Here is a 22,029-nt window from a genome sequence, read left to right on the forward strand (position 1 = left end):
TACTCCTTACCAAGGCAGTCGCGGCATGATGCCGATAGGCAGCGACACGAGAAGCATCGTCCTGAAAATGAAGTCACAGGCGAATGCTGCGATCACGGTGAGTATCAAAGCCTTCACCGGGTGAACTTTCAGAATCAGGAACATTGAAAAAATAATGATACTGGCGGTCGGGATAAAACCGAGGCGGCCCGCGAAGTAGATGTAAAAGACGATCAAAAGAACTGTAGCTGCCACGCTCAGCACCGCGCGAACGCTTTTCACCTCGGTTGCCAGATAGACGAACGGTACGCCGCGTTGCCGGATTCCAGTGTAAAGCAGCCTTGCCGAGCAACCGATAATGCCGACCGATATAAGCAGCGGAAATGTCGCCGCCCCATAGTTTTGGCCGGGTATCGAGGGCAGACTGTAGGAATACAAGGCTAGAGAAATGCCCGTCACAAGGAAAATTAGTCCAAGAGCCGCATCGCTAAACCGCATGAGATGAACCTCGATAGCGCCAGAGCTAAAACAGGCCGCAGCACTGCAACGGCCTGTCCAGGAGCCATATCGTTATTTCGCGAGCCCGATGGCTTTCATCGTCTCGCCGAAGCTGGCATCTGTCGTTTCAAGGAATGTTCCGAACTCTTCACCGCCGAGATAGCGCGTGCCGAACCCCTGTGAGCTCATGAACTCCTGGTACTCTTCGCTCTGGTAGACGGCATCGAGAGCGGCAATCAGACGATCCCTGACATCATCTGGAAGGTCTGCCGGCGCCACAATACCGCGCCATGCGCCAAACTGCCAATCCGAACCGGTCTCTTCTTTCAGTGTTGGCACGTCCGGAAACAGTTTCGAGCGTTCGCTGCTCATATAGGCCAGGGATTTCACCCGTCCGGCTTCAATCAGACCGCGCGCTTCAACAAGTGAGGATGGAACGATATGGGTTCCGCCCGACAGCAGTTCCTGAAGACCACTCGCCGCGCCGTCGCTGGGAACCCACGTAACTTTGGAGGGATCTATATCGGCATCATTAAGCAGTCCTGCGATGGCGACATGCCAGCTCGATCCCTGACCGCTTCCCGTTGCGCGGAACGTTCCCGGGGGCGAATCCTTGATTGCCTGAAGCAGGTCGTTGACATTATCAAATTCAGAGTTTGCCGCGACCTGAACGCCTGCCGGGTCCACGTTCATAAGAGCGAGCGGCGTGTAGACGGTGTAGTTCAGATCCGTCAGACCCAACCAATGCATCAAATTGACCTCGGTGGTGGCTAGCCCGATCGTGTATCCATCCGGTTCGGCATCTGCCATGGCCGAATGCCCCACCACGCCCGACCCGCCAGTGCGGTTCACGACGTTTACTGGTTGGCCCAGTTCCTTCTCAAGTCCTACGGCGATAATGCGCGCCACAGCATCCGTACCACCGCCGGCACCCCACGCGACGTATAAGGTGATTGGACGATCAGGAAAGTCGGCCATTGCTGGGAAGGCGGCAGTAGAAAGCAGAACCGCAGCGGCCAAGCTCTTAGCAAATCTCATCTTTTTCTCCTCCAGATAATTTTTAACCTAGACAAAAGCCTCGGGTGACGGTGACTTTTTTATCAGTTTCCCCAATTCTCCCACTTTTCGTTGCCGGCAACCCTGTAACCCGCCTGCGACAGTAATGATTGTACCCGTTGCGAACGCGGATCTTGGCGAGGCGAGCCACAAAGCAGCGCGGGCGATGTCATTCGGCCCGGCTATCTTCCCATAGGGGTATTGCGGCTTGATGCAGACGTCGTAACCCTCAGTAAAAAGCCGTGCGGTTGCGGCACCGATACCGTGGCCTGTCTCCCGTGATGACGGCGATTGGCTCATGAGAATTTTCCGTAAGAGAGTATGGTATGCAACTTGTTCTCTCCGCTACATCACGCTTTCAAGGATCGCGGCATAATCGTCCGCGTTAAGGCTGCGGGGGTTCGTTTGATGACTGTGATCGGCAAGCGCACGCTCGCATGTCAAAGGGAAGACGTTCCGTGTGACGCCCAGATCGGAAAGTTTCGCTGGAATTCCCAGCTCACGGTTCAGCCTATCGAGCGCATCAGCCAATGACGTCCCGGACAGCGAGGCCAGCGCCTCCAGGTGCGCAATCTTTTTCGCGGCAGCAGGCACGTTGGCATTCAGGCGCAGGACCGGCGGCATCAGGATCGCGTTGAGCGTTCCATGATGCAGTTTGAGTTCTTTCAATCCGCCAAGCGCATGACTTAGCGCATGGACCGCGCCGAGCCCTTTCTGGAATGTCAGCCCGCCCTGGAGCGCGCCCATCATCAACTCGGTTCGCGCATGGATATCCGACCCGTTCGAGAATGCCACGGGCAACGCGTTCCAGATGCGAACGAAGCCATCGGTTGCGATCGCCTCCGCAGGCGAGTTGAAGCGCGGTGAAAGATAGGTCTCAATGCAGTGCGACAAGGCATCGAGACCGGTCGCGGCCGTCAGGCTCGGAGGCAGACCGAGCGTCAGCTCCGGGTCACAGATGGCGCGACGGGGAATGATATATGGGCTGATGAAACCCAGCTTGCGGCCGTCGTCCAGCGTAATGAGGGCGGCGCGCCCCACTTCGGATCCGGTTCCGGCCGTCGTAGGCACCGCCACCAACGGTGCCACCGCGCTGGTAATCTTCGGAATGCCACCGAGGATGGCGGCATATTGCTCAAGCCTGCCATTGTGGGTCGCGAGAAGCGCGACACCTTTGGCAAGATCGATCGGTGAGCCGCCTCCGATTGCGACGACACCGTTGCATCCAAACCGGCGATAGACATCCACCGCTGCCATAACGGCGCTTTCGGTGGGGTTTGTCGGAACATCGAGGAAGGTCGGAGCGGAACCGAGAAACTGTATGCTCGGCGTGTCAAGCAGCCCAGCGGCCCTGATGCCATGGTCGCTGATCACCAATGGTCGCGTTACGCCAAGCTCGCCAAGGGCATCCGGTAAGGAACTGAGAGCTCCCGGTCCAAAATTGATCGTGGTGAGATAGTTGATGATGTGCATGTATATTTCCACGTGATGTAATCATTTTGCAGACGTGACGGCCGTTCGAAGCATCCGCTACTGCCGCGGAATCTATCCACAACGACCGCATAGCAACTTCTTCATGGCATTAGATGCAGCCTGCCGCTGAATGTTCGCGGCCAAAGGCACCCGCCACAGCGGAACGTGGCATTTCAAAGCCCACAAGATTTCCTCCCTTTTCGACCACGGCCAACTGAGCACTCGCCCGGTGATTTCCTCCTAACCGCACGAAGATGATCGTTATTGTTCAGCATGTGGTCTATATGTCCATATATGATGGTTGCCTGTCGTGGACGGCTTGTCAACCCGTCCGCGATCAGCAGCCCCATGGCTGGATATCGCGATGCGGCGTTTGCGCGAGCGATCCGAAGGGATTGCGCTTGAAGATGAGCAGCCGTCGCACGTTCGAAGGAACAACATACCGCCATTCGCGCTATCGCATCCTGCATCAATCCATAATGTGAACAGTGTGAGGCCGTTTGCGTAGACAACGCCTGCACGGTTCGGCGAGCCTGCTAAGGGGAGACATTGCGATGAAGGAACGATGCCCTCGGTGACGCCAGGTCGTCTCGATTTCCTGCAATGCCTTGCTCGCCCGGTTGCGTCAACGCGACCTGCTGCGAGGCCTTCAGGATGAGAGCCCGCGCTCGCCCAGCGCGACTAGGAGCGCAGCCGTTTCAGGTGGAGCCTGGAAATGATCGCGTGGAGCGGTCGGTAATGCTTGGGTTGCGTAAATGTTATACCGAGATCACATCTTCTCAGTTGTCGCGCGAGCGAATACCGCAATACTGCGGTCGACCAAGTCTCTACGGCGATCACGATTAATAAGTTTTGCTGTTCAGGCCCAGATCCACAAGCCCGAATGATTGGCCAGGGCTGGGCGTGCGCTGATTTAAACGGGAGGAGAACGTAATGACAGTCAGCCGACGCTCGTTGTTGAAGGCCGGTGCCGGAATCGCCGCCGCAGGGGTGGCCAGCAGCATGTTGCAGCCGAGCATCGCCAATGCCGCCGACCCGCGTGTAGCCGATGTCGTCGTTTTGGGTTGCGGCTCGGCGGGCCTCGCCGCCGCAGTCGCCGCCGCAGAGGCAGGCGCGTCGGTTATTGTCCTCGAGGCGCAACCGCACATTGGGGGACGTGGCATCGTCAGCTCAGGCAACATTCCCCTGGGAGGCGGAACCGCTGCCCAGATGGCGGCCGGCATCGTGGATACGCCAGATCTCCTGTTTCGCGACCTTACCGACTGGTCCATCGTCCAGGCGAACGGCTTTCCGAGCTACCGCTATAACGATCGCGAGGTCATCCGGGCATTTGCCGACATCAACGTCACCATTTACAACTTTCTGGTTCGCCATGGCGTCGTGTGGACGAGAAGCACGCCCGACAATGTCGGCGGCAATGAGGTCGGCAACTCCGTCAACCGCATGATGCACACGGCGATCATGGACTACCCCTCGGTCCGGACCGGCTTGCAGGTACCCGAGAACCAACGGCGCACGACGTCTCAAGGGCCCGGCTTCATATATCCGCTGGAGGCCGCAGCAAAAGCGCGTGGCGTGAGGATCCTGCTGAATCACCGTTTGGAGTCGCTGCACCGTATGCGACAGGGCGTGACCGGGGTCAAAGCCACTTATCAAGGCCGCACCGTTAACATTCAGGCACGCAAGGGCATAGTGATCGCGACCGGCGGCGGAAACGGGAATGTGGAATACCGCCGAATGTTCGACCCACGGCTCACCGCTGAGTACTGCGGCGTCGCTGGCGAGCCCTATTCCTTCCAAGACGCCAGCGGCATACTCGCAGGGCTGAATGTGGGCGCGGCCCTCGCGGGAATGTACAACCAGACCGGAGAGTTCGGCACTAACATCACCAAGCCAACCGCCATCGGAACGCGGTACAACTACTCGTTCCTGCAGTGGGGGCCCAATAGCCCTGTCTTCCACCTTGCGAAAGCTACGGGACTTTCCAACGTCAACTTCCAGAACATTATCCATGTAAACATGATCGGGAAGCGGTTTTACGACGAAACGGGAGGTCAGTTCGGGACGAACAGCGCTCGCTCGGTCAACCCGTACACTCCCAACAGCTACCTGAACGCCAAGAACATCACATACAACCCACAAAACTGGATCAACGCCGCTATGGCTGGAATCGGCGACGGCCACAACGGCGGTGGCCCGATCTGGGCCATCTTCGATGCAGATGCCGTGGCGCGCCAGAGGTGGAATCCGGCGCCCCCCAATGTCGATCCTGACGGATTCTTCTTCCAGGCAAACTCGCTGGAGGAACTCGCACAGAAGATCGTCATGCCGTATCAGCGGGTTCCCATGCCGCCAAGCAACCTGGTCGAGACGGTGGCGCGGTACAACAGCTTTGTTGACGCGGGTGCCGACGCCGACTTCGGCAAACCGACACCTCAATACAAGATCCAGAAGGCGCCCTTCTATGCCGCATGGTCGACGCCGGTGCTCCACGACCCCCGGTCCGGCCTGCGCATCAACGCCGCAAGCCAGGTCCTCGACTTTGCCGGCCAGGTAATTCCCGGCCTCTACGCCGCCGGCGAAGCTGCTGGCGGGTTCAGTCAGCACGGGAACGGTCGAGCTCTCGCTCAGGGCTACATTGCAGGAAGGCACGCAGCTCTCCGTTCCGTATAGCTAGGACTGCAACTCTCTACAACGATCCCGCCAGGCCTCTCGGTCCGGCGGGATTATCTGTTCCTCGGGCCCGAGGCCGTTGATTCCAGCGCGTGCGGCCGGCCATCAGCGCCGTCCAATCACACGGTCATGATTGCGCGTCACCTAGGCACGCACCGGAGTAGCTTCCAGTGCACCCACTCCGACCGCTTCTATCGGCAACATCAGGTTCTCGTATCCCCGGGTGGTCCGGCCACCGCGAGGGCGAGGACCCGGTGGCGCAGGGCAACCGCCTGGTGGGCCCGGAAACCCTGGATGCCACCATGGCCGCATTCGCCAACCATACCGACCGTGACCTGGCCGAGCGGCTGCTGCTCGCCCTGAGGGCCGTGAGTCCACGGGCGCGGACGCCGAGGGCGCCTTGTCGGGCGCCAAGGAGCCTTTTGCTCCACTACTGCGCGCGGAGCAGATCAGGCGGCCGTAAACGCCGTCTTGACCGTCGTGTAGTACTCCGCGGCGTACCGGCCCTGCTCGCGCGGCCCGTAGCTGGAGCCTTTGCGATCGCCGAGGGGCACGTGGTAGTCCACGCCCGCGGTCGGCAGCTTCACCATCACCACACCGGCCTCTACGTGGCGCTTGAAATGCGTCGCGTACTTGTGGGAGGTCGTGGGTAATGCCGGAGCAGAGACCGAACTCGGAGTTATTGGCCACGGCCAGTGCCTCCTCGTCGTTCTTTGCGCGGATGACGCTCACCACGGGGCCGAACACTTCTTCGCGGCTGATGCGCATCGCCGCCGTCGTCTCCGCGAACAGGGCGGGACGCATGTAGTAGCCGAGTGCCCCATCGCCATTTCTGTGGATCGCCTCGCCGCCGTCACCAGCTTGGCGCCTTCGGCCGTGGCGATCGCCACGTATTGGAGGTTCTACGCGAGCTGCTTATCGTCGACCACGGGACCGATGTAGGTGCCCTTCTTGCGCCCGTCGTCGAGCTTCAGCGCCTTCATCTTTTCCGCCATTGCAGCGATGAAGCGGTCGTAGATGCCTTCAGTGACGATCAGCCGCGAGGAGGCCGCCGCGCTGGCCGGTGGAGAAGAAGCCGCTGTTCAACGCCCCGTTCACCGCGACGTCCAGGCAGGCGTTGTCGAGCACCACCATCGGATTCTTGCCGCCCATCTCCAGCTGGAACTTGGCCCCCGCGCGACACAGGCCTGCGGGATGCGATAGCCGGTGGCCACCAAGCCGGTGAAGCTGATCGCGTTGGCGCGTTTGTCGTCCAGCGACATCTGGCCCACTTCGGAGCCGGCGGCCCATCACCGGTTGAACACTTCCGCGGGCAGGCCCACGCGGCGCAGGATATCGGCGATGGTCCAGGCGCTGCCGGGCACGAGATCGGTCGGCGAGCCGGCTTGAGTACCACGGCGTTGCCGCAGGCCAGGGCCGGGGCGGTCTTCCAGGCGAGGAGCGCGATGGGGAAGTTCCAGGGCGTGATCAGGCCCGCGGCGCCTGTAGGCCCGCGGGTGACTTCCACGCCGACGCCTGGGCGCGCGGAAGGCACCACGTCGCACCCGACAGGCAGGGCTTCGCCGGCAAAGAACTCGAAGATGTTGCCGGCCATGCTACCTCGTCGATGGCCTCGGGCATGGTCTTGCCTTCCTTGCGGGCGAGCAGGTCGCCCAGTTCGGCCTTGCGCGCCAGGATCTCGGCGCCGGCGGCGTCGAGGATGTCGAAGCGCTGTTGCGGGTTGGACAGGTCCTAGGCGCTGCGGCGGTGGCCTGCCTGGCCGGGGCCGCGTCGGCTTGTGCGAACTCGCCATTGACGTGCGCGTGTTCAAGGGATTGATGTCGCGGGAGACGCGAGGGCCTTCGACCCACCCGCCGCCGATCAGGTTGTTGAACATAGTGTGCTTGCTTCTTACAGGCTTGCTTCGAGCATCGCTTCGTAATCGGTGTCGATGCAACGCGCGGGTTGGTCCGGTGGCTGTGGTCCTTCAGGGCGCCCCGGACGATGCCGGGGAACATCGCGCGCGTCACGCCCAGTTGGGCCAAGCCTGTCGGCAAGCCGAGCCCGTTCAGTCATGGCGCGCGCGGACGGCCCCACCTGGGCACCCGCAGGCCAGGTCCATCGCCTTGCCATGCGGTCGAGCTTGTCCTCCTCGCGCACCGACGCGGCCGCCTCGTTGAGACGATCACAGTCGGCAGGAACATCGCGTTCAGCGTGCCGTGATACAGCCGCGGATCGATGCCGCCGAGCGATTGGCTCAGGTTGCGCACGCACCCGAGCCCCTTCTGGAACGCCAGCGCGCCTTGCATCGACGCGCTCATCATGTTCAGCCGCGCGTCGCGGTTGCCGGGCTGCCGCGTTGCGCGCTCGATGTGGCGCCAGGCGCGCCGCAGCCCATCGAGAGCGATGCCGTCCGCGGGCGGTTTTGAAGGCGGGCGACAGGAAGGTCTCGATGCAGTGTGCGATCGCATCCATCCCCGTGGCCGCCGTCAGCGGGGCGGTAGGCCCACGGTCAGTGCCGGGGCGCAGATCGCGACCTTGGGCACGACGAAAGGCGAGATCACACCGACCTCGCGGCCATTGTCGAGGATGAGGATCGCCTCCCGGCCCACTTCACTGCCGGTGCCGGCGGTCGTCGGGACGGCGATGACGGGGCCGTGCGGGAGGTGATGCGATCGGCCTCGCCTTCGATCACGGCAAAGCTTTGCAGCGGGGCGTCGTGTGCCGCGCAGACGGGACGCCTTTGACGAGATCGATGGACGAGCCGCCGCCCAAGGCAACGATGCCATTGCGATCGCCCTCCTTGTACGCGCGCGCACCGCCCGCGCACGGCAGCCTCGTTCGGGTTCGGCGGAGTGCCGTCATAGAGGGCAACGGTGTCCGCGTGCGCGAGCGCGTCGAGGGTGTCGATGATGCCGGCCGCCTTCACGCCTGGTCCGTCACGATCAGCGGACGGCGGATGCCTGCCCCTTCGCATTGCTGCCTAGGTGATGGCGCCGAACTCGAACTGGATCTGGGTAATGTCGTTGAGAGAGCCATGGCAATAAGCACTGATTATTGCACACGCGCCGGCCGAGATCACCGCCACAGGGCCGCTTCCGATGCTTTTTTAGGGCGACGCCCTGGCGGGATACAGCGCTGACCGGCGCGGTCGCGCCGACCTGATGCTCAGGACTGGCGATGGACCAATTCGTCGATCAGCAGTTTGGCGGCCGGCGGGACCTGCGCCCCCTTGCGGGTGACGAGCTCATAGGGCTCGCTTCGCGACGTCAGGGCCAGGGGCAGGATGCGCGTCATCTGCCGGTGCGCGAAGAACTGCGCGACTTCGATCGATACCAGGGCTACGAAGGACGGGTTGGCCTGCAGCAGCGCCAGCGTCGCAAAAGCGGAGGTCGTCTCGAGCAGGTGCTGCGGGAACCGGATCCCGCAATCGCGGTATTCGCGTTCGAGCAAGAGCCGCATCGGCATGTTCGCGCGGTATACCACCCATCTGTATGGCGCCAGCTCCTGCAGGGTGAGCTTCTTCGCGTGCCGCAGCGGATGGCCGACGTTCGCGATCACCGCGAGCGTTTCATCCTGCAGCTTCACGCTGTCGTAGACCTGCGGCGCCTGGCTGATGGTCGTGCGGCAGATCGCCAGGTCGAGCCGGCCGGCGTCGAGCTGGGCCAGGAGCGCGGCGCTGGTGTCCTCGACGATCTCGACGGACAAGTCCGCCTGCCGCGCAACGAGCGCGGAGACGGCATCGGTGAGCAGCGGCACCGCGCCCATGATGACGCCGGCCGCCACCCGCCCGCCCTGGCCGCGCATGATTCCGACGATCTCGTCGCGCAAGTGCGCGAGATCCGTCTGGATCAGGCGCGCATAGCGGATCACGCAATGGCCGACGGCATTGGGCTCCAGGCCTCGGTTGGTGCGAACGAACAGCGGCGTGCCGAAGGTCGTCTCGATCTCCTGCAATGCCTTGCTCGCGCCTGGTTGCGTCAACGCGACCTGCTGCGAGGCCTTCAGGAGCGAGCCATGCTCGCCCAGCGCGACTAGGAGCCGCAGCTGTTTCAGGTGGAGCCTGGAAATGATCGAGTGGAGCGGTGGGGTCATGCCTGGGTTGCGTAAGTGTTATACCGAGGTCACATCGACCGCAAGGATTTCAAATGAAGATCATTGGCGGTCCTCCGCCAGATTGGGTCCCACACTACAGAGAGATCGCGGCTGCTGCCGATGAGGCCAGGACAGCGATAACCACCTAGAGCCATAACTCATCTAAGGCCGCTCCGTTCAGATACGGCGACGAATGACCGGGAATCGTGAATATGACTCTCTGCGGTGGATAACGCGACCGGCGTTGCGCTAAGTTGGCCACAACGACAGGAGGGATCACATCTTTGGTCGAACTAGTGCGGGTTGTCATCACCGCGGCGCCGGTCACCGGTTGCATGCGGAGGGACCCGAGGCTATCGCCGGTTGCGAGGAACTTTCGCTTGGATTGCAAGGCTTTTTCGAGAAAACCACTGCAGCTGAGCCGTTGCGGCACCGATGCCGTGGCTTGCGCTCGTTACGATCACATTCGGTCTCACTGAATTGCCTCCTCGCTCCTTATCTGAGGGCGTTTGCAGCTTAGAAAACGGTCTCAAGGATCGCGGCGTAGTCTTCCTTGCTCAGCGAACGTGGATTTGTGGGATGACTGTGGTCTGCGATGGCTCGCTCACACACCCAATCGATGACGTGCCGGGGGACCCCCAGTTCGGACAATCTGGGCGTGATGCCCAGACTACGATTCAACCCGTCCAGCGCATCTGCGAGCGTTGTATGTTCAAGCCCCGCCAGGCGCTCGAGGTGGCCGACCTTCTGAGCCACGGCTTCAACTTCCACGTTCCACCGAAGGACGGTCGGCATCAAAATGGCGTTGAGCGTCCCATGATGGAGCTTAGCCTCCTTGAGGCCGCCCAATGCATGGCTAAGCGCATGGACGGCTCCAAGCCCCTTCTGGAATGTCATGCCCCCTTCGAGGGCACCCATCATGAGTTCGGTCCGCGCCTCTGCGTTCGCGCCATCTGCGTAGGCGACAGGCAAAGCCTTCCAGATGCGTTGGAAGCCGTCGGTGGCAATTGCCTCTGCAGGCGGATTATAACGGGGGGAAAGGTACGTCTCGATACAATGCGACAGTGCGTCGAGTCCTGTCGAGGCCGTCAGAGCCGGGGGGAGCCCCATTGTCAACCCTGGGTCGCAGATCGCCCTGCGCGGGATGAGGTAGGGGCTGATAAATCCGAGCTTGCGGCCGTCATCCAGTGTGATCAGTGCCGCGCGCCCAACTTCGGACCCGGTGCCGGCCGTGGTCGGGATGGCCACGAGCGGCGCCACCGCGCTAGTGATGCGTGCCACCCCGCCCAGGATCGCTGCATAGTGCTCAAGTGCACCATCATGCGTGGCGAGCAGCGCCACGCCCTTGGCCAAGTCGATCGGAGAGCCCCCGCCAATCGCCACCACCCCATCGCAGTCGCCTTGCCTGTAGAGCTCGAGACCAGCAGCAACCGCGCTCTCAGTCGGGTTGGAGGGAACGTCCAGAAAGACTGGCGCCGTTTTCAGAAACTGGAAATCCAGGCGTTCAAGCAGACCAGCAGATTTGATACCGTGATCACTGATCACAAGAGGGCGCGATACGCCGAGTTCGCGCAAAATTCCCGCTAATGACCCGGCCGCTCCAAACCCGAAAGTGATGTTTGTAAGGTAGTTTATATTGTTCACGCTGGTACGCTCCTTGATATTCGCCCACATGCATCGCTGCAACCACCGGCTGTCATCAGGCACGTTCGCGCCGCCGGTGGGTACCAACGAGCGAGCTCCTTGGAACCATTGAGTCCATAATATGGACATTTTGCCCAAGCATTAGGCGGAACTCCGCAATTGTCAAGCTCCGCCTTGTGATTGCGGCAAGGTCATTCGATTCATCGCAAGCCGATTTGATTGTGGCTTTGCTGCATCTGCAGACTGGAACGTACGGATGGGAAATTGTGGGGCGACCTGGTCGCCGTCTTGACAACGACACTGCAGGCGGCCTTCCTGGATTTGGACGAGTTGACCCCTTTACGGCCACTTAGACGACCGCCCTGGAAGAGATGGTACTGGAACCACCGACATGCTGATTTCGTCGAAGGCCAGCTGACGCCGCGAACTCGGGACATGGGGGATCTTCCTCTCCCCGCACCAAACGCCTTGGCAGGAGATCCATCGCGCGACCGTCGACCAGTCCGGGAAGAGCCGCATCAAGTCGGCGGTTCACTATAGCGCATTGCCCAATTCAAAGGCCTCCCGCGCGGCAACCATGATGGTTGCAGCAATTCGCGCCGGCAGTGACACCCCGAACCGGAAGGAAAACCGTTGTCGAAACCCGCTCCCATCGTGCTGATATCAGGCTGGATGCACGAGCATGCCGGGTGCATGCTCAGAACATTTCAACCTGGTCGAAACTCCTGACTGTGACATTCATGCCCATCTGTCGCCGGAGGTACGAACTTCGATTCGTGGCGTGGCCTGTCGTGCCAGAATCGATCGGCAGTTCATCGACTCCCTTCCCAAGTTCGAGATCATCGCTAGCTACGGCGTCGGCTACGACGCCGTGGATGCTGCCTACGCACGCAGCAAGAATATCATCGTCACAAACACGCCTGATGTCCTGAATGAGGAGGTCGCCGATCTCACCTGGGCTCCTTATCAGCGTCGTGCGTGAGATACCCAAGGCGGAAGCCTTCGTGCGCGAGGGCCGGTGGAAAGCCTCGGACTACCCGCCGTCTGACGCTACGGAACCGCAGGGTCGGCATCTACGGAATGGGGCGGATCGGTCGCTGCATCGCCTGACGAATTGAAGCATTTGGGCTTCCGTTGCCTATGACAGCCGGCACCCGGCGGACGGAGTCGCGTACGACTACTTTCCTTCGCTGCTGCAACTTGCCAGCGCCGTCGATGTGCTCTCTCCATCGTGCCGGGGGATCGGCCGACCGCAAACAGCGTGAATGCTGAGGTGCAGCGTGTTCATCAATGTGGGCCGCGGAAGCGTCGTGGACGAGGATGCGCCGTCAGCGTCCTGCGCGCAGAGGCCATTGCGGCGGCCGGCCTCGACGTGCTCGCGGACGAACCCAATGTCTCCGACGACCGCTGGCGCTCGATAACCTGACGATCCTGCCCCATATCGGACCCGCGTCGGTCAGTACGCGCACCGCCATGGCGGACCTCGTGGCGCAGAACGTGATCGCCTGGTTCTAGGTTGGAGCGGCGCTCACACCCGTGACCTGGGGGCTGAACCCTCGACAGCATCCGATCGGCTGCCGAGGCGCATCCTCCCAATCAGAATGCAGCGATGCCACCATCAAAGCCAATCGGCGATGCGGTGAATCGAGTCCCTGTCTCTGGGCTCTGAAGCGCGGCGGCGAGGCGTTGACAATCTGCCAATAGTCTGCCCATTATGAGTTGTTGGACATCGTGTCTATATTATGGACGCTCTCTCAGTTCGGTGCTTGGGGGGTTGAGCGGTTGGCGATGTCGGCAACGGTCAAGTAGATAAGGAGGAGAGCGTGAGAAATTTATGGAAAGGCGGATTGGCTATCGCGGGTGCGATAGCGATAAGCGCGATGGGGATGACGGGGGCTCTTGCACAAACCGTGAATGCTTGGACGCCAAAGCCGTTAGAACCGGCGCCATACGTGAAAGGGCATAAGCCGCATACGAAGCTGAGTGAGGTACTCGCCGATAAAGACCCCTTCAAAAGTTGGACCCACAAAGTTGTCGATGATAAACACCTGAGAGCTGAATATGTGGGTTTGAAGGTAGGCGATGCGACGAGGCCCGTACTGGTCGCGGATCACCAAACCGCCTTTATTGTCTGGGAGGGTGAGATTGAAGTCACCATCCAGGGTGTGGAACCGTTTGTAGCCACCAAGGGTTTCATGGTGCGGGTTCCCTTCCGCCGGGAGTTCTCACTGAAGAACGTGGGTTCGACGCCGTCGCTGCACTTTGCAATCTGGAATGCAAACGCTACCATTCTTTACCCGCAAGCATCAGCAACTTTGCCAAAGCCACCGAAGGCTCAAGGGTGGTACCTGAGTCGACTTGATGCCCCCGATAGCTTAACCCGACAGCCTGAGCCTATTTTCTACGACTTCCTTGCTCAGCCCGCAGCCGGTGCATTCGTAAGCGATGATCGCATGTTCGTTAACCGCATCCGCGGCCAAGCGCGCAATTGTGACCCTCAGCCCGCCACGAACATCGGACATTTCCACGTCGATTATGCTGAGTTCTGGTTCATCATGGAAGGTCAGATCAGCTACAACATCGAAGGCTTGCCCTTCTTTGTCGCAGAGCCCGGCGATATCGTCTATGTCCCGGCCGGCCGCTGGCACTCGGCGGCGAACCATTGTCCGGGGTTCGACACGCGGATTGCCATCAACGGCTATCCGAGGGGTTCGCATCACTGGCCTGTTGCCGCCCAACCGCCAGTACCCCCAATCGAAGGAGGGCGTCCTCCCCACGCAGGTCGTCCTCCCCAGCACGCCCAAAACCCCTGATCTCAAACTGGTCTAGTGGTGGCCCGCCCGCATCGCGAGAGCGGGCCGCTCAGGTGTCGCACACCTTTGGTGAAGACGGCAGGCATCGACCCGGTGTTTTGGGGTTCTGTTCATCCTGACTGCAACGATCGGCATGATCACACACCGCCAGTGGGCGCCGTCCTCGACACGATGATCAGTACAGGCAACATGCCCTTCGCTTCAGTGGACAGGGGTGCGATGCAGTTCCTCTTGGCCGAACCGGCCATTCTCGTACTGCCGGTCCTGTTTCCTCATTCGTGACAGGACCGGTGTCCTGGTTCCCGTGAACCGATTTCTGGGAGGTTAAACTATGAAAGTATTGCTTCTAACGGCGGCAGTTCTAGGAGGGCTTCTGGCTGCCGCTCCGGCCATGGCTCAGAATGCGCGCTTGGGCTACGTGCCTACGGAAGACCATCCGGTCGGACAGGCTTCGCGCCATTTTGCGGAGCTGGTGGAAGAAAAGACGGGCGGGCGCATCAAGATCGACACGTTCGGCAATGGCGTGCTCGGCAGCGAGCCCGAGATGCAGGCGTCGGTTCAGGCCGGCTTCATCGATATCATGGTTGGCCCCACGCCCAACCTGGTCGGCGTCGTTCCGCAATTCATGATCTTCGACCTTCCGTTCTTCTATAAGGACTTCGCTGCGGCCGATGCCGTCATGGACGGCGAGGTCGGCGAGCAGCTGTTTGCGCAGCTCAAGGAAAAGACCGGCATCGTCGGACTGGCTTGGTGGGATAACGGCTTCCGCCACATGACCAACAAGATTCGCCCCGTCAACACCGTGGAGGATATGGCTGGGCTCAACATCCGGGTTATACCTAACCCGTTGTTCATTGCGACCTGGACGGCCTTGGGCACCAATCCGACGCCGCTCCCTTGGCCTGAGCTTTACAGTGCCCTCGAAAACGGCGCCGTCGACGGCCAAGAGACGCCGTACGCCCTTATCTACACCGCCAGGTTCTATGAGGTGCAGTCCCATTTGGCTAAGACAGGGCACGTCTATACGCCCTTTGTTCTTCTTGCCAGCCAGAAATGGTTTGGAAGCCTCTCCGAGGAAGACAAGGCAGCCGTCATGGAAGCTGCGAAGGAATCGGCAGCCTTCCAACGGGAGCTTTCTCGCAAGGACGCAGAGAATTTGGAGGCGGAGCTTGAGGCGAAGGGTTTCAAGATTACCCGACCCACGCCTGAAGCGCTCGCAGCCATGAGCGAACGCGTTGCGCCTGTCGTGAAAGAGTTCAGCGAAAAGATCGGGGTCGATCTGGTCGAGAAGGCGCGCGCCGATATGGCCGCGGTTGCCAAGCCGTAAAGGTCTTGTCGCGCCGGAGCCGTTTGCCTGCTCCGGCGTCCATTGGCAGAAGCATGATGCATCTGGTTCAGTTTGAAGTGGCAGGCAGTGTGTGCGGTGGACGGGCCGTCGCAGACACCAAGTAGTTGGGGAGCAAGAGGATTTGTGTGGCAGCTAGTCGCCTGTGATCAATTTGCAGGCGGTTGAGATTGCGGTGTTTTCGGCGGGCTTTCGAAGTCTCGGTTTGCAGGCTTGTGACGATCTGGCGGCAATTCCTTGCGTTCGTGGGTATACGCGAAGGGACTTGGCATTCCGGGCACGCTCTGCGGAGATCGAAGACGGAGCTTCGCCTTTGCGCCCCGAAAGCCCGAACCGACGCCGGACATAGTTGCGGACGGAGCAGCACCGGGCGGCGGATCTCGTTCAGCAGGGCCGCCGGCCCGGCGATCCAGTCGGCCTGGCGCGCTCCGCGGCGGCGAAAGTGGAAGCGATGCTCAGGTCCTCAGGCCCAGGCCGTATTTACGATCGTTCAGCCCTGACCGGTGCGATGACAATGCATCCCCGGGCATTCATTCCAGCTCGATTGCCGCGCGGCGCCAGTCAAGCACCCGGTAGGGTGCCTCGTCCGCGTTCGACACAAGCATCAATACCTCGAAAGATTCGCTGTAGCCCGATTGCAGGGTCGTCCTGAGATCGACACGCCAGCTCGGTGCCTGCTCCAGCGTGTTGAAGGTGACCCCCGCCAGCGACTGGTCGAGCTGCTCGCGCGACAGCCTGCCGGCGTGGAAATCCCTGATCGCCTTTCGAATCGAAGGCGGCAGGCCGGGAATGTCGCCCAGCAGTCCATCGTCGAGCGCTTCCAGGCGAACGCCGGCCAAGCCGGAGGAGACGGTGACATAGGGTTCGATGGCGATGGCCATGGCGGGCGTTATTCCCGGGAAGGCGGCAAGTTCGGAGACGGTCTGAAACAGCTTTGTGTCGCTTCCGGCCTGCTGCGGAGCGGAACCGGCCGGCTGTCCGCCCGGCGAAGGCGGCGCGGCGCGGAGGCCGATGATCTTCGTCGCCAGATCGTCCGCGGTTGCGGGAGCAGCGCCGGCGGCTCGCAACGCGCCAACGATCAGCGGCCGCTCGGCGGTGTTGAGATCGATCCGCAAGGCTTCGTTCCTCGCAGAGACGGAGGCGACCCCGGCCGGCAGGGTGATCGTGGACGATATCTGATCGCTCAGCGCGTCCATACCGTCAGGCGGGCCCGCGCGGATCTCGGCCGCCGCCTGCGACAGCCCGGCTTCCGCCAGAATGCGAGCCGACGCCTTGTCTTCCGTGACGCGCACGCTGGCCACGACCCCGGTCATCTGCATGCGAAGGATGACGGCAAGGAATCCCAGGAAAACGATGATCCACAGGACGCTGACGAGGATTGTACCCCGCCGGCGCCTTGTCGAGTTCATGCCCACTGCCGCACCAGCCATTTCCGCCCCATGCTTCGCCACGATCCCGGCGAAATCAAGACTTGACCTCCCCCGGCTCAAGCAATGCGGATCACCATGCGGCGGGCAGCCACGCCCAGACGATGACCAGTGCCGGCGCGAGGAACGTTCCGAACGGAACTCGCGCCGCGGCCCGGAGAGGGCGGCGTAAGCGAACCGCGCGGATGACGCTGAAGATGAAAGCCGCGACCGAAGCAAGTACGATCTGGGTGCCGACGCCGGCCAGCCCGACCAGGACGGCGGACACAGCGATCAGCTTGATGTCGCCGAAGCCGATGCCGTCGCGGCCGCGCAGCCTCCCATACGCGGTGTCGAACAGACACAGCAGGAGCATCAGCGTGACCCCCGACCCGATGCGCCAGACCAGCGCGGCGAAATCGCCCGCCTCGAACCACCAGTCGGCGAGCGCGACGACCAGGATGCCGGCCGTGTAGCGGTCAGGAATGAGCAAAGACGCAAGATCATGGACCGCGATTGCCGCCGCCAGAAGGCATAGCGCAAGCGTCGAGGCGGCGAAGAATGCGGGGCTTCCCATGACAGCGGGCAGGGTACCGACGGCGAGCGCGAATGCGGCGGCGGCAGCAGACCGGTGCCGCGCCCTCATAAGCTTCATTCGATCACCGTCTTGGCCGGCCGCCGCAGCGGGACGTTCGGGGACGGTTCGTTCATCAGCCGCAATTGCGACCGCATCTGCTCAGCCACATATTGCGCATCCAGGCTGTCGCGGATGACCTGCGGCCGGATCAGGATGATGAGTTCGGTGCGCGTCGCGGAATTCTGGTTGGACCGGAACGCCTCGCCGATCAGCGGAAGCTCGCCGAGAACCGGAACGCCGTCGCGGCCGCGTTGCTGGCGTTCGCTGATCAGGCCGCCGAGCATCACGGTCTGGCCGCTGGTCACAGACACGGTCGAGCTGACGCGCCTCTGGGAGATCGTCGGCGTCAGCGACTGGGCCTGGCTGCGCTGGACCGAGCTGATCTCCTGCTCGATGGCCAGGCTGATCGTGCCGTTACCCGTGATGCGCGGGAGGACGTTCAGGATGACGCCGGTATTGCGGAACTCGACATTGTTGACGATCGGCGCCTGTGGGTCGGTCACCGACTGCGCCGTGCGCGTCACGATGGGGATCTCGTCGCCGACCTGTAGCACGGCCGGCTTGTTGTCGAGCACCACCACCGACGGCGAGGAAAGCACCTTGACCTCGGTAACGCCGCGCAGGGCGTCAATGACGACGCGCGGCTCGGTGTCAGGGCCGAGCAGCAGGTTGAAGCCCGGAAGCGTTTGCGACAGCACGGCCCTGCTGGCTTCCTTGAACAGACCGGCCGATCCATTGTTATCGCCCAGGCCGATATCGCTGGATTTCAGGAAGAACTGCACGCCATAGCGCAGCTCGTTGGTCAGGGTGACCTCGGCTATCATCGCCTCGATAGCGACCTGCTCTTGCGGCCGGTCGAGTGCCGTGATCGCCTGTTCGATCAGCCGTTGCTGGTCGGGCCGCGCAAAGATGAGAATGGTGTTGTTTTCCGGGTTCGCGGTGATGCGCACGCCGCTTTGCGACCCACCACCGCCCGCGATGGGCATTTCATCCGTCATGGGCTGATCCGGCGCCGCACTGGCCGACTGCGAACCATCTGCGCCCTGACTCTGGTCGTCGACCAACGAGTCGGGCGGAAACTGCGAGGCCGGGTCTTCCGAAGCCGACGATGCCGAGGCGCCGTTGAACAACTCGTTGACCATCGATGCAAGGCGCCGTGCCTGCAGGTGCTGGACCTTGTACACCCGCAAATTGGAGGCAGACGCTTGGATCCGGTCGAGACGCTCGATCCAGCTCGCCGCGCGCTGCAACTGGTTGCGCGTCTTCGCCACCACCAGAATCGCATTGCTGCGCTCGATCGGCTGGACCCTGATCGTGTTGCGTCCGCGACCGCCCTCACCGAGGTCGAGCACGCGCGTAAGCTCGGGCATCATGGTGGCCGCACTGGAATTGTTGACGGGGAAAATACCGACCGACTGGTCCGCCAGCCAATCCTGGTCGAACGAGCGCGCTGCTTCGATGGCCGTGGTCCGCTCCGCCGCCGTCCCCTGGAAGATCAGCGCGTTGCGGCTGGGATCCTCGCGCACCATGCCGGGACGGGCGACGAAGTTTTCGAGCAGCGGCAGGATCGTGCTGGCGGAAACGTTTTTCAGGGGAAACACCGTGACGGCGTAGCCGGGCTGGATGGTGGTGCCCTGATCGAGTTGGGCGGTTCCGAACACTTCGCCCGCAGGCACCAGCCGCAGACGGTCGCTCTCGCGCGCCATGGCCACGCCGTTACTGCGCAGCGCGGACTCGAACATGGTGAGGATTTCCGCGGCCGGCGTAGGCCTCGACGTCGTGATCGAAACCCTGCCCGTGACCCGCGGGTCGATCGAGTAGCTGATACCCAATACCTCCCCCAGCACCGTGCGGGCTGCGACCTTGATCTCGGCCTCCTCGAGGTTGACCTCGAATTCTTCGCTGCTCAGTCGCTCGAGCGAGCGGCGCTCGCCGGCAGTCAGCTGCTGTTCGTAGCCGTAGTATACTTCACCCTGCCGGTTGCTCTGCGAGCGGCCGAAGCCGCTCGACAGAAAACCGCCGCCGGCAGGCCTGCGCGCGCTCAAATCTGCGTTCGCGACCTTGTCCAGTGGATCCGGCCGCGCGGCAACGTCCCCAAGATAATCACCAGTGGAGGTACACGCGGCCACTAACGACAAGGCGCAGGCCGTGGAGGCTCTGCGAAGCCACAGGATGTAGGCAGTTGCAGCGCCGCCTTGCCGACCTACCCTCACTTACACACCCCACCCAAGCTTGCATCCGGCGCCCTATACTCGGAAAAGTACTGGTCTAAGAGGCGCTTACCAACCATAAAGCACTGCTTTCTGCTGCCCGCTTTGGGGACCGTACACCTCGTCGACGTCGGTCAGCCCGAGGAAGGTGAAGAACTCGAACGTGTGCAGCGATTCGACATTGACCTGCGCCAGCGGCTGCAACTCCCCCGCGTCAGGGCCCCGCCGACATCGTCGTCGAGGCCCTGCTCGCATGCGCGGAAAAGCCATCGCCGAATGTTCGGTCTAACTACTCCACAGTTCGGATCTCAATGGAACCAGCCCGCCGGCACGGTCACCAATGCCGGGAACAGAACCAGCAGCAAAATGAGGATCATCTGGGCCACAAGGTACGGCATGGCACCCTTTGTGGCCGCCTCCATTGAAACCCCGCTGATTCCGCACACTGTGTTGAGGACCGTCCCGACAGGGGGCGTGATCATGCCGACCGCGTTGACCATCATGAAAATGACCCCGAAATAAACCGGGTCGATCCCGGCCGCATTGACGAGCGGGATGAGGATGGGCACGAGAATGGTGATGCAGGGCGCGAAATCGAGCGCCGTGCCGACGACGAAGACTGCCAGAACGATCATACTCATCAACAGAATCGGCGAGTCGATGAATGGATCGAGGAGACTGACGAGTTGGGCGGGCATATTGGAGATCGTCAGCATGAAGCCGGAGATCATGGAAGCCGCGACCAACAGCATGATCACTGCTGTCAAGCGCCCGGCGGCGAGTAGCGCGTCGTAGAGCAGCCGCGGTGTCAGCTCGCGATAGACGAACACCCCCACGAACAGTGCATAGGCGGCGGCAACGACGCCGGCCTCCGTGGGGGTGAAGATGCCGAACCGCAGTCCTGCCAGGATAATCACTGGCATCATCAACGCCCAGCCCGCGGTCATGATGGTTTTCGGGAGGTCCCTGCGCGGCAGTTTGGGCCGGACCGTCGCCGTTTCCTTTTTGGCGAGGAACCACCAGGCGATCATGAGGCTCAACCCCATCATGAACCCTGGCACGATTCCGGCGAAGAACAGGCCGACGATGGAAATGTTTGCGGTGACGCCCAGAATGATGAACCCGACAGACGGCGGGATCACAGGAGCGATAATGCCTGTCGCTGCCATCAAGCCCGAAGCTCGACCCATGTGGTGGCCCGCTTCCCGCATCAGGGGGACCAGCATGACCGCTAGTGTCGCAGTGTCCGCAATTGCGGATCCGGAGACGCTGGCAAGCACCAGGCCCGTGCCGATGACCACGTAACCGAGGCCGCCACGTACGTGCCCGACGATCGCTAGGGCCACGTTCACGATGCGGCGGGAAAGGCCGCCGGCGTTCATGAGCTCGCCCGCAATGAGAAAGAACGGGATCGCCATCAGCGGATAGCTGTCCGCGCCATTGACCAGCCGCTGCGCGAGGATCTGAGCATCCAGATTTCCCATCAGCAACATCATCGCAACGCCTGACAGCATCAGAGCGAAGGCAATGGGAATCCCGATGCTCATTGCGCCGAGGAGGGAACCTATGAAGACCAAGCCGCTCACGGTGCTTTCTCCGAAATGAGCTCGGGGGAAACGACCGGTAGCGGCTCGACGTGCTCTACTCCCGACCAGGGTGCCGGCAGGACGCCACGCAGCGAGCGCCACAGATCAAGAAGGAGAACCAGAGCCATCAGGATGGCAGCGGCGAGCCCCGCGGCGTAGATGGCGCCGACGGGAATTCCCGACAGTGCTTGGACGTTGTCCCATTCGATCACGGTGAGTGACCAGCTGCCTTGTGCCAGGAGCCAGCAGCACCAAAGCATCAGGCCGTATGAGACAAGAAAGCAGGCGAAGCGCGCCGTGCGGGGCAGTCGGACAACCAGCGCCTCGACGCCGAGATGCGCGCCCTTGGCCAAGGCCACCACCGATCCCAGAAAGATGACCCAGACAAGGACCACTCGCGAGACTTCAACGGCAAAGGGGATGCCTGAACTGAAGCCATACCGCAGCACGACATTTGTGAAGACCAGTAGGCTCATGACGGCCATGCCGACGACTACGAAGATGTCAAAAGCCTTGAAAAGCCACTGCAACGGTGTGGTCATAACCGCTCCCAAAAAGGCTATGCGCGCATGCAACAACCCGCGCCCCATTTTGACGAGGATTCTGAGGCCGTGAGCGGGGCGCTTCCAGTATGC

General features: G+C 61.8%; 18 protein-coding genes and 3 pseudogenes. 6 read left to right on the forward strand and 15 right to left on the reverse strand.

What is annotated here, in order from left to right; genetic code table 11:
• Window positions 1–6: 6 nt before the first annotated feature.
• From CHEJ32_RS0105625 to CHEJ32_RS0105635, 4 genes are all read right to left on the reverse strand, one after another.
• On the reverse strand, window positions 7–477 hold the full coding sequence (locus CHEJ32_RS0105625) for a tripartite tricarboxylate transporter TctB family protein (RefSeq protein WP_028032985.1): 471 nt from the start codon (window positions 475–477) through the stop codon (window positions 7–9).
• 72 nt (window positions 478–549) lie between these two features.
• Window positions 550–1,515 (reverse strand): tripartite tricarboxylate transporter substrate binding protein, encoded by a 966-nt coding sequence (locus CHEJ32_RS0105630; protein ID WP_051469497.1) that lies wholly within the window; start codon window positions 1,513–1,515, stop codon window positions 550–552.
• A 27-nt stretch (window positions 1,516–1,542) separates the two neighbouring features.
• A complete protein-coding gene (locus tag CHEJ32_RS27900; protein WP_084032691.1) occupies window positions 1,543–1,833 on the reverse strand; it encodes an SDR family oxidoreductase in 291 nt (96 codons plus the stop codon).
• Window positions 1,834–1,878: 45 nt separating this feature from the next.
• Window positions 1,879–3,006: an iron-containing alcohol dehydrogenase gene (locus tag CHEJ32_RS0105635; protein ID WP_028032987.1), complete on the reverse strand. Its 1,128-nt coding sequence runs from the start codon at window positions 3,004–3,006 to the stop codon at window positions 1,879–1,881.
• Between the two features lie 933 nt (window positions 3,007–3,939).
• On the opposite strand from CHEJ32_RS0105635, the gene CHEJ32_RS0105645 reads away from it, so the two are divergent.
• On the forward strand, window positions 3,940–5,679 hold the full coding sequence (locus tag CHEJ32_RS0105645) for an FAD-dependent oxidoreductase (protein WP_034657938.1): 1,740 nt from the start codon (window positions 3,940–3,942) through the stop codon (window positions 5,677–5,679).
• 170 nt (window positions 5,680–5,849) lie between these two features.
• Window positions 5,850–6,035, forward strand: a pseudogene (locus CHEJ32_RS28000) (DUF1028 domain-containing protein); the annotation flags it as partial.
• Window positions 6,036–6,128: 93 nt separating this feature from the next.
• Here CHEJ32_RS28000 and CHEJ32_RS23990 read toward each other — a convergent pair.
• From CHEJ32_RS23990 to CHEJ32_RS0105690, 5 genes and pseudogenes are all read right to left on the reverse strand, one after another.
• A pseudogene (locus CHEJ32_RS23990) lies at window positions 6,129–7,555 on the reverse strand (aldehyde dehydrogenase family protein).
• A 14-nt stretch (window positions 7,556–7,569) separates the two neighbouring features.
• Complete coding sequence (locus CHEJ32_RS27675; protein ID WP_245261016.1) at window positions 7,570–7,818, reverse strand: hypothetical protein; 249 nt, start codon at window positions 7,816–7,818, stop codon at window positions 7,570–7,572.
• Window positions 7,731–8,447, reverse strand: a pseudogene (locus CHEJ32_RS27680) (iron-containing alcohol dehydrogenase). The gene CHEJ32_RS27675 and the pseudogene CHEJ32_RS27680 overlap by 88 nt, the downstream one beginning before the upstream one ends.
• Window positions 8,448–8,826: 379 nt before the next feature.
• Window positions 8,827–9,753: a LysR family transcriptional regulator gene (locus CHEJ32_RS0105685; RefSeq protein WP_028032992.1), complete on the reverse strand. Its 927-nt coding sequence runs from the start codon at window positions 9,751–9,753 to the stop codon at window positions 8,827–8,829.
• Between the two features lie 516 nt (window positions 9,754–10,269).
• Window positions 10,270–11,397, reverse strand: a complete 1,128-nt coding sequence (locus CHEJ32_RS0105690; protein WP_028032993.1) for an iron-containing alcohol dehydrogenase — start codon at window positions 11,395–11,397, stop codon at window positions 10,270–10,272.
• A 682-nt stretch (window positions 11,398–12,079) separates the two neighbouring features.
• On the opposite strand from CHEJ32_RS0105690, the gene CHEJ32_RS27685 reads away from it, so the two are divergent.
• From CHEJ32_RS27685 to CHEJ32_RS0105710, 4 genes are all read left to right on the forward strand, one after another.
• Window positions 12,080–12,379, forward strand: a complete 300-nt coding sequence (locus CHEJ32_RS27685; protein ID WP_028032994.1) for a hypothetical protein — start codon at window positions 12,080–12,082, stop codon at window positions 12,377–12,379.
• A gap of 841 nt (window positions 12,380–13,220) precedes the next feature.
• Window positions 13,221–14,210, forward strand: coding sequence for a cupin domain-containing protein (locus CHEJ32_RS24005; protein WP_156936623.1), 990 nt, complete (start codon window positions 13,221–13,223; stop codon window positions 14,208–14,210).
• Window positions 14,211–14,276: 66 nt separating this feature from the next.
• Window positions 14,277–14,492 (forward strand): hypothetical protein, encoded by a 216-nt coding sequence (locus CHEJ32_RS0105705; RefSeq protein WP_028032995.1) that lies wholly within the window; start codon window positions 14,277–14,279, stop codon window positions 14,490–14,492.
• Between the two features lie 49 nt (window positions 14,493–14,541).
• The gene (locus CHEJ32_RS0105710; RefSeq protein WP_028032996.1) at window positions 14,542–15,537 is read left to right on the forward strand and encodes a TRAP transporter substrate-binding protein; all 996 of its coding nucleotides are present in this window, start codon (window positions 14,542–14,544) and stop codon (window positions 15,535–15,537) included.
• A 548-nt stretch (window positions 15,538–16,085) separates the two neighbouring features.
• Here the strand turns inward: CHEJ32_RS0105710 and CHEJ32_RS0105715 are convergent.
• The 6 genes from CHEJ32_RS0105715 to CHEJ32_RS24020 all read right to left on the reverse strand — a co-directional run bounded on the left by CHEJ32_RS0105715 (window position 16,086) and on the right by CHEJ32_RS24020 (window position 21,936).
• Window positions 16,086–16,985: a type II secretion system protein GspK gene (locus tag CHEJ32_RS0105715; RefSeq protein ID WP_156936624.1), complete on the reverse strand. Its 900-nt coding sequence runs from the start codon at window positions 16,983–16,985 to the stop codon at window positions 16,086–16,088.
• 70 nt (window positions 16,986–17,055) lie between these two features.
• Window positions 17,056–17,616, reverse strand: coding sequence for an A24 family peptidase (locus CHEJ32_RS24010; RefSeq protein WP_084032692.1), 561 nt, complete (start codon window positions 17,614–17,616; stop codon window positions 17,056–17,058).
• Entirely contained in the window at window positions 17,613–19,643 is a 2,031-nt protein-coding gene (gspD, locus tag CHEJ32_RS24015; protein WP_198023824.1) for a type II secretion system secretin GspD, read from the reverse strand. The genes CHEJ32_RS24010 and gspD overlap by 4 nt, the downstream gene beginning before the upstream one ends.
• 234 nt (window positions 19,644–19,877) lie before the next feature.
• The gene (locus CHEJ32_RS27905) at window positions 19,878–20,012 is read right to left on the reverse strand and encodes a hypothetical protein (protein ID WP_256375656.1); all 135 of its coding nucleotides are present in this window, start codon (window positions 20,010–20,012) and stop codon (window positions 19,878–19,880) included.
• A gap of 104 nt (window positions 20,013–20,116) precedes the next feature.
• A complete protein-coding gene (locus CHEJ32_RS0105735) occupies window positions 20,117–21,394 on the reverse strand; it encodes a TRAP transporter large permease (protein WP_028032998.1) in 1,278 nt (425 codons plus the stop codon).
• Window positions 21,391–21,936 carry a TRAP transporter small permease gene (locus tag CHEJ32_RS24020; protein WP_198023825.1) on the reverse strand — a complete coding sequence of 182 codons (546 nt, stop codon included), beginning with the start codon at window positions 21,934–21,936 and terminating at the stop codon, window positions 21,391–21,393. The genes CHEJ32_RS0105735 and CHEJ32_RS24020 overlap by 4 nt, the downstream gene beginning before the upstream one ends.
• Between the last annotated feature and the right edge of the window lie 93 nt (window positions 21,937–22,029).

It is taken from the genome of Chelativorans sp. J32 (genome assembly GCF_000518985.1).
Taxonomy (GTDB): Bacteria; Pseudomonadota; Alphaproteobacteria; order Rhizobiales; family Rhizobiaceae; genus Chelativorans.

Bases quoted from the DNA above. Each gene is read 5' to 3' on its own strand.
- CHEJ32_RS27900 (WP_084032691.1), bottom strand. From the start codon at position 1,833: ATGAGCCAATCGCCGTCATCACGGGAGACAGGCCACGGTATCGGTGCC.
- CHEJ32_RS27685 (WP_028032994.1), top strand. From the start codon at position 12,080: ATGCCGGGTGCATGCTCAGAACATTTCAACCTGGTCGAAACTCCTGAC.
- CHEJ32_RS24020 (WP_198023825.1), bottom strand. From the start codon at position 21,936: ATGACCACACCGTTGCAGTGGCTTTTCAAGGCTTTTGACATCTTCGTA.
- CHEJ32_RS0105645 (WP_034657938.1), top strand. From the start codon at position 3,940: ATGACAGTCAGCCGACGCTCGTTGTTGAAGGCCGGTGCCGGAATCGCC.
- CHEJ32_RS0105630 (WP_051469497.1), bottom strand. From the start codon at position 1,515: ATGAGATTTGCTAAGAGCTTGGCCGCTGCGGTTCTGCTTTCTACTGCC.
- CHEJ32_RS0105710 (WP_028032996.1), top strand. From the start codon at position 14,542: ATGAAAGTATTGCTTCTAACGGCGGCAGTTCTAGGAGGGCTTCTGGCT.
- CHEJ32_RS24010 (WP_084032692.1), bottom strand. From the start codon at position 17,616: ATGAAGCTTATGAGGGCGCGGCACCGGTCTGCTGCCGCCGCCGCATTC.
- CHEJ32_RS0105715 (WP_156936624.1), bottom strand. From the start codon at position 16,985: ATGGCTGGTGCGGCAGTGGGCATGAACTCGACAAGGCGCCGGCGGGGT.
- CHEJ32_RS0105635 (WP_028032987.1), bottom strand. From the start codon at position 3,006: ATGCACATCATCAACTATCTCACCACGATCAATTTTGGACCGGGAGCT.
- CHEJ32_RS0105685 (WP_028032992.1), bottom strand. From the start codon at position 9,753: ATGACCCCACCGCTCCACTCGATCATTTCCAGGCTCCACCTGAAACAG.
- CHEJ32_RS0105625 (WP_028032985.1), bottom strand. From the start codon at position 477: ATGCGGTTTAGCGATGCGGCTCTTGGACTAATTTTCCTTGTGACGGGC.